This is a genomic window from bacterium, assembly GCA_040755795.1.
GTDB lineage: Bacteria > UBA9089 > CG2-30-40-21 > CG2-30-40-21 > SBAY01 > JBFLXS01.
The window spans coordinates 1-7,503 of sequence record JBFLXS010000184.1 but is presented as its reverse complement, the minus strand read 5'-3'; the positions used below and the strand labels follow the sequence as shown (position 1 = coordinate 7,503).

General features: G+C 36.6%; 7 protein-coding genes. All 7 read left to right on the top strand.

The window, feature by feature from the left end; genetic code table 11:
- Nucleotides 1-281 (top strand): hypothetical protein (locus AB1414_12050; protein MEW6608155.1); only part of this gene is annotated, 281 nt, incomplete at its 5' end.
- 469 nt (nucleotides 282-750) lie between these two features.
- Nucleotides 751-891 (top strand): hypothetical protein, encoded by a 141-nt coding sequence (locus tag AB1414_12045; protein MEW6608154.1) that lies wholly within the window; start codon nucleotides 751-753, stop codon nucleotides 889-891.
- A 604-nt stretch (nucleotides 892-1,495) separates the two neighbouring features.
- Nucleotides 1,496-3,193 carry a VCBS repeat-containing protein gene (locus AB1414_12040; GenBank protein ID MEW6608153.1) on the top strand — a complete coding sequence of 566 codons (1,698 nt, stop codon included), beginning with the start codon at nucleotides 1,496-1,498 and terminating at the stop codon, nucleotides 3,191-3,193.
- Nucleotides 3,194-3,664: 471 nt separating this feature from the next.
- Complete coding sequence (gene rsxC / locus AB1414_12035) at nucleotides 3,665-4,966, top strand: electron transport complex subunit RsxC (protein ID MEW6608152.1); 1,302 nt, start codon at nucleotides 3,665-3,667, stop codon at nucleotides 4,964-4,966.
- A 6-nt stretch (nucleotides 4,967-4,972) separates the two neighbouring features.
- Nucleotides 4,973-5,815, top strand: coding sequence for a HepT-like ribonuclease domain-containing protein (locus AB1414_12030; GenBank protein ID MEW6608151.1), 843 nt, complete (start codon nucleotides 4,973-4,975; stop codon nucleotides 5,813-5,815).
- Nucleotides 5,816-5,820: 5 nt separating this feature from the next.
- The gene (locus tag AB1414_12025) at nucleotides 5,821-6,768 is read left to right on the top strand and encodes an RnfABCDGE type electron transport complex subunit D (protein ID MEW6608150.1); all 948 of its coding nucleotides are present in this window, start codon (nucleotides 5,821-5,823) and stop codon (nucleotides 6,766-6,768) included.
- Nucleotides 6,765-7,307, top strand: a complete 543-nt coding sequence (locus AB1414_12020; protein MEW6608149.1) for an RnfABCDGE type electron transport complex subunit G — start codon at nucleotides 6,765-6,767, stop codon at nucleotides 7,305-7,307. Before AB1414_12025 ends, AB1414_12020 begins: the two co-directional genes overlap by 4 nt.
- Nucleotides 7,308-7,503: the final 196 nt, after the last annotated feature.

Genomic DNA, 7,503 nt, shown 5'->3' with positions numbered 1-7,503 from the left:
GTGAAGCAACAATGACTACCGCTATGAAATTGATAGAACAAGGAATGCAACAAGGAATGCAACAAGGAATGCAACAAGGAATGCAACAAGGAATGCAACAAGGAATGCAACAAGGAATGCAACAAGGGATACAGCAAGGGATACAGCAAGGTGAATACAGGAAAGCAGTAGAGGCTGCTAAGGCTATGTATTCAGAGGGATTTAATATTGATGTGATTACTAAGATAACCGGACTTTCAAAGGAAGAGATAAATAAGGTGGTAAGGTTAGTGAGACAATAAAAAAGCACTAAGGCACTAAGACCACAGCCAAACACTAAGGAAGATAACCCTGAAATTAGTAATACTTTAGCCATCGAAAGTGGAATCAGGGTTATCGGTTATCAGTGACCAGTTTAACGCTTTATCTGAATCACCTGATTACCTGACTACCCACTCACCTTGCATTTCATTTGGAGAAATAGTTACAAATACAAGTGATAGTCTTAGTGAATCTTCGTGCTATGTGTGGTATTCGTGGTATAAATTCATTTTTTAGAGTAACCTTTGCGTGAAAAAAAAGTAAGTTTCAGGCCAGGACGCAAAGACTGCAAAGGAAGATTTAGGGAAATTATAAGGGGGAAAAGTAACTATTCAGCACAATTATTCGATCTGTGCGGTTAGAAGAGAAATCTCCCCGCATTAAGATTAAAGGAAGTACTTTCCCTTCTCCCTCGCTGGCAGGGAATTAAGGAGGTGGGATTTTTTCTAAGTGCATATATCGGTAGGGATAGAGTTTATCCCTGTTCATGTGCGGACATGGAGATATAGAAAGAAATTAGAACTAAGTAAAGTAAAGAAGGAAGTAAGAATTTCGCTCAAAAATATTGGGGGAGAAGGAAAAAATAGTTAGCCGGAACGGCTAATAAAATCAACGCTAAATTTTATCCGAGTGCGTTCATAAAAGAGGGTCGGACCTATTAACCTCTGTAAAATCAAGGGACTATAATATTAAGAGGGTAGATTTTGGGGGTGTTTAGGAGGTAATGTAGATATATATAACACATTATAAACATTGAGGTTAGGTTTCAAAAGAGGAGGTGTATTAAAAAGGAATAAATCTTAGGATGGATAAAAGATGGATAGATGGAGCAGAAGAGAAGTAGAAAGGGATATTTAATTATGTAATAAATGTAGCAGAACTTCCCCCTAAAAATCATCTAAAAAGCGGATTTAAGTTTATGAGTATCAAGAGGATACGACCAAAATATATTTTAAAAGTGTGCCTACGAATATTTTTAATATTTTAAAAAAAGTTGACAATTTTTACAATTTATGAGATAATATTTTTTATGAAGGATTAGAAATAAACCTGTCTGTTCAATTGTAGCTACGAAAGTCTCAAAATCACTTTCAACATATCTTCTTAATTAACAATAGGTTAACTCGATTTTTTGTTTGTTTTCTGGGGGAAGTTCCGCTAAATTCACTATTTTTGAAATTTAAGGCGGTGAGATATGAATAGAAAAGAAAGATTTACATCGGTCATTATTGCTCTCTTTTGTATTGGACTTCAAAGTGCAGCATATTGTCACGACATTACTAATGTCAGTGAAGGAACAGGAAAGTCAATTGATAGCAAGTACTTAAAAAAGACAGGAAATAAATGGACTGCAGTAATTAGGGGATTTGAGAGATTAAAAATCCTGGATGAAAAAGTTAAGCCAGAGATAAAGGAAAAAGTCTTCCAGAATTCCAATCTTTTTCTTCATTTTGTAGCCTATCCAGTAGGTTCCTGGCCAGAGGCAGTGGCTATAGGAGATGTGAACGGTGATGGTCGAAATGATGTGGTAATGACAACCTCTTTTTATTTTGACCCTGAAAGTGATTATCACATTTTTGTTTTCTTACAAAACGTTTTGGGAGAACTTGAGCCACCAGTAAAATATTCTGCTGGTAATGGAAATTCTGTTGATATTGGTGATTTAAACAACGATGGGAGGAATGATGTAGTTGTTACCGCACACAATGCTATTGGCGTTTTTTACCAAAATGGCTCTGGGGGACTAAATCCTATGGTTACTTATCCTTCTAATCATTTCAGTGTGAGTAATACATATAAGCTCAGGATTGGAGATTTTAACAATGATGGTCTTCTTGATGTAGTATCCATTGACTGGGGCACACAGTCTCCCGATGTAGATGTATTTCTTCAGAATATAAACGGTACACTGAATCCACCTGTTACCTATAGTGTTACCCATGGTGGTTACGATGATCTGGATGTCGGAGATGTTAATAATGATGGTTTAACAGATATTATCGTGATGAGTGGGCAAGGTTTCTATCCAAATATTGGTGTCCTTCATCAAGAGATTAATGGAACATTTGGTTTACCAGTCTACTATGACCTTGGCGAGGACGAACTTACCCGGGGTGTAGCGGTAGGAGATATTAACGGGGACATTTTAGAAGACATTGTAGTAAGCTATGGAGGAAACCAACCTAACTCTTTCATCGGGACATTTCTTCAAAATAATTCAGGCACACTTAATCCAGCTATAAGTTACCCATCCTATGATATCCCGGAGGCCGTAGAGATAGAAGATGTTAACTTTGATGGAAGAAATGATGTTATAGTAGCCCATGGTGGCTGGATGGCTATGGGGGTTTATCTTCAGGGTGCTGAGGGGACACTTTTACCTTATGAACTATACCAACTTCCCTATGCATCCCATTACAATCCGCACGGACTTGATGTCGGAGATATTAATAGTGATGGTGCAAATGATGTGGTTATCGCTGATTACAATTATGGTTTAGTAGTACTTTACCATACCCCTATACCACCCGAACCTGATATAAAAGCCAATAATTCAGATGGTCCGCTTATAATACTACAGGGAACAATTTTGACTATAACTGTATCCCTTGTCCCTGGTAGCTACAGTGGAAAGGAAGCAGATTGGTGGGTAGCCGCTACATCACCATTTGGACTATATTGGTATACACTGGATTCAGGATGGGTCAGGTCTAATATTCCTATTCGTGGCTATGGAGGTCCACTCTTTAATCTTTCACCATATCAAGTGTTGAATACCACGACACTTCCCATTGGCGACTACACCTTTTATTTCGGTGTAGATCTATTGATGAATGGAGTTTTAAACTTCGATCAGTTATATTATGATGGGGTGAATGTAGATATAGAATAGAAGCCTCTATGGAAATTGGGTTAAGTAACCGTTCAGGATATAGCCACAGAGTCACAGAGAACACAGAGGGAATATATAACCACGAATGAACACGAATGCACAAAAAGATTTGTAGTGCGAGGCTTTAGCCTCGCTTCTGGCAAGCAGGAAGGTGAATCTAAAGGTTCGCACTACATATGGGATGTCAGAGGTTAATTTGTGTCCATTTGTGGCTAATTGCCTTAATTCTCTGTGAACTCTGTGCCTCTGTGGCTGAACGCTTACGAAATTTGATTTGTAATTTTACATTTTGATATTTAATATTTGATATTTATTTGTTGTCTCCCCCAAATCCTATCTTGCAGAACCCTATCCATATCTCCTTTTCGGACACAGGTCTAAAGTTAACTACACAGATTGAAATTTTTCTTGACTTTTTTAAAAAATAAAAGTATAATCTCTACATTATTGATATTGAATGGTAGGAATATAATGGATGTATTAACATTTAAAGGCGGGATTCATCCCAGAGATGAAAAAGTCTGGACACAAGATAAAGTTATCCGTGAGATGTCATTGCCGGGTAAAGTGGTTATTCCTCTAAGACAACATATTGGTGCCCCTTGTGAACTATGTGTAGCAAAAGGAGATGAAGTTAAAACAGGCCAGGTAATCGGCAAGAGTCCAGGTTATGTCTGTGCTAATGTGCATGCGACTATTTCTGGTAAAGTAATTGAGATAGGTCAGATGCCCCATCCTGTTCTTGGTAGTTGTTTGGCTATCACCATTGAATCTGATAATGAAAATAAATGGGTGGAATTAGAATCTCACCGTGATTGGGAAAGACTTCCGAAAGAAAAATTACGCGGAATAATCAAAGAGGCAGGTATTGTTGGTTTAGGGGGTGCTGGATTCCCAACCCATGTAAAATTATCTCCACCAGAGGATAAACCTATTGATACGGTTATATTGAATGGTGCTGAATGTGAACCATATCTTACTGCAGACCAACGAATTATGATAGAAAGGGCTAAAGACATAACCGTCGGGTTGAAAATCATTATGAAGGCATTAGAGGCTAAAAAGGCACTTATTGCTATCGAAATAAATAAACCTTCTGCCCTATCATTAATGGCAAAAGCAACTAAAGAAGAAAAAAATATCAATATCATCCCACTTCAAACAAAATATCCGCAGGGTGGAGAAAAACAACTTATTAAGGCAGTATTAAATCGTGAGGTGCCATCAGGGGGGCTTCCTTTAGATGTGGGTGTCGTTGTGCAAAATGCCGCTACAACATTAGCCATTATGGAAGCAGTTATTTCAGGCAAACCGCTCATAGATAGAATAGTCACAGCCACAGGGTTAGCTATCAAAGAACCACAAAATCTACGAGTAAGGATTGGCACTTTATTCCAAAATGTCATAGATGCCTGTGGTGGTTTTGATAAAGAGCCAGGAAAAATAATTATGGGTGGTCCAATGATGGGACTATCTCAAAAAAATACTGAAGTGCCAGTGATAAAAACTACCTCTGGAATCTTAGTTTTGCCTAAAAAAGAAACCAGAATATCATCTCACCGCGACTGTATTAGGTGTGGTCGATGTATTGAAGTCTGCCCAATGCGATTGATGCCTAATATGCTTGGTATTCTGGTTGAACGAGGAAGATTTAATGAGGCTAAAGATTATCACCTGTTAGATTGTATAGAATGTGGTTGCTGTGGGTATGTCTGTCCGTCTAATCGCTCATTAGTGCATTTTATTAAATTAGGTAAGTTTAAGATAAAGTAGAAAAAAATGGATAATAAAATTAAAACTCTTAAAAGATATTTTAAGGGAAAAGACGAAGTATTACTTGCATTTATCTTTGGCTCAAGGGCTAAAAAAACTCAAAATGTATCCTCTGACTGGGATATTGCGGTCTATTTTAATCCTTATCAAAACGCAGAGATAGAAACAAAAAATGATTATCCCTTAGAAAATAAGATCTGGGCAGAGATAGAAAGAGTTTTATGCTCTGATAATGTTGATTTATTGATTTTAAATCGGGCAAAACCATCTCTTGTCTTCTCTATATTAAATTCTGGAATTCCACTTGTCATAAAAAATAGAAATCTTTATTTAAAACTTTTAATTAAAACCCATTATGAAGCGGTTGATTTCTGGAATTTTACAAAAGAGTTTTTTGAAATAGGGGAAAGGGCAAAATCGTTATCTGAAGAAGATAAATCTCTTTTAAGAGAACATATTAGATTTTTAGAAAACGAATTTGAGGATTTAGAAGAACTTACAAAATTAACTCAAAATGAATATATTCAAGATAGAAATAAAAGAAGAAATATAGAAAGATGGGTTGAGAATCTGGTAATGTCAGCAATAGACATTTCAAAGATAATTTTAGCCTCTGAAAAAAGTAATATTCCACAAACTTATAAAGAGGTTTTATTATGGCTTGGTCTGAAATTTATGGATGAGGAGATAGCCAATAGATTTTCTGAATTCGCTTATTTAAGAAATATTGTCGTGCATGAATACCTGGATATTAAATGGGAACGAATAAGAGGCTTTATTAAAGATGCCAGACAGATTTTACCCGTTTTTATTGATGAAGTGAAAAATAGATGGTTATTGGGGGAATAAATACTATGGATAAATTAGTCGTTTCAATTTCGCCTCATATTAAAAATATAGAATCTGTTCCGAGGATAATGTGGGGGGTGAATTTTGCTCTATTCCCAGCAATCGTTGGTGCAGTATATTTCTTTGGGATTTATGCCTTATGGGTAATTTTGTCCTCAGTCATAAGTGCGGTCATCACTGAAGCAATAATACAAAAATTCCTGTTGAAAAAACCTGTGACTATTTTAGATGGCAGTGCGGTGACAACAGGAATTTTGCTGGCATTTAGCATTCCGCCTGCTGTGCCACTCTGGTTACCTGCTGTTGGCTCTTTTGTGGCGATTGCTATTGCCAAGCAATGCTTTGGTGGGTTAGGCTGGAATATATTTAACCCGGCAATGATTGGTCGGGCATTTTTATTAATCTCCTGGCCCGTAGAAATGACTACCTGGACTTCACCCATAGATGGTGTTACCGGTGCATCTCCTCTTGGCATTTTAAAAGAAGAAGGATTTGAAAAGGTAGTAGAATTCTTTGGCGATAGATGGACAATGTATGCAGACCTTTTTACTGGTAACATTCGGGGTTCCTTAGGTGAAACCTCCTGTTTGCTTTTAATCCTCGGAGCGATTTACCTGCTCTATAAAGGTTATATCTCATGGCAGATTCCCATTAGTTTTCTTGGCACAGTATTTTTACTAAGCTGGATAACTGGTGGTGACCCTTTATTTGCTATCTTATCTGGAGGTTGTATTTTAGGGGCGTTTTTTATTGCCACGGATATGGTTACTTCACCAGTAACAAAAACAGGACAATTAATCTTTGGTGCAGGGATTGGCGTGTTAGTTGTCTTAATTCGCGCTAAAACTGGCTATCCAGAAGGTATCTGCTACGCAGTTTTATTAATGAATACCCTGACGCCATTAATCGATAGATATATTAAAACTAAACCGTATGGAGTTGTTAAAAAATGATTAAGAATATTTTTAAAATTGGCATTAATTTGATGATTATCAGTTTAATTGGTGCAATTATTTTAGCCATTACGAATGCACTCACTAAACCTAAAATTAAAGAGGTAGAAGAAATGGCTAAATTAAAAGCCCGTCAGACTGTTTTACCACAAGCACTTGAATTCAAAGAATTTAAAACAAAAAAAGGGTTCTTTAAAGGATTTGATTGCGAAGATAAATTAGTTGGGTATGTTATTTCCTGTCTGGCTGAAGGGTATAGTGGTGGATTCTGGATTATGGTAGGTGTAGATAAAAAATTTAAAATTGTGGAAATGAAAATATTAACTCACAAAGAAACTCCAGGACTGGGTAATAAAATCGAAGAGGCAGAATTCCGTAATCAATACAAATCTAAAGGCATAGAAAACTTAGAGGTAGTTAAAGTGCCAGATAAAGATAAGATTCAAGCGATTACTGGAGCGACTATTTCCTCTAAAGCCGTGACCGAAGCGGTGAAAAAAGGATTAGAGGAATTAGAAAAAATAATCAAAGGGAGGTAGTAATATAGCAGTTATTAGTCAAAACTTTACTCAGAGTGGATAAGTAAAAAAATCCCAAATCCCAAGCATCAAATTCCACATACCAAAAAGCGAATTAGAGATTAGTGAATTAGAGATTAGATTTTACTAATTCGCTAATTCGCTTAATTCACTAATTCACTAAATGGAATTTGGAATTGGTGATTTGGAATTTCAT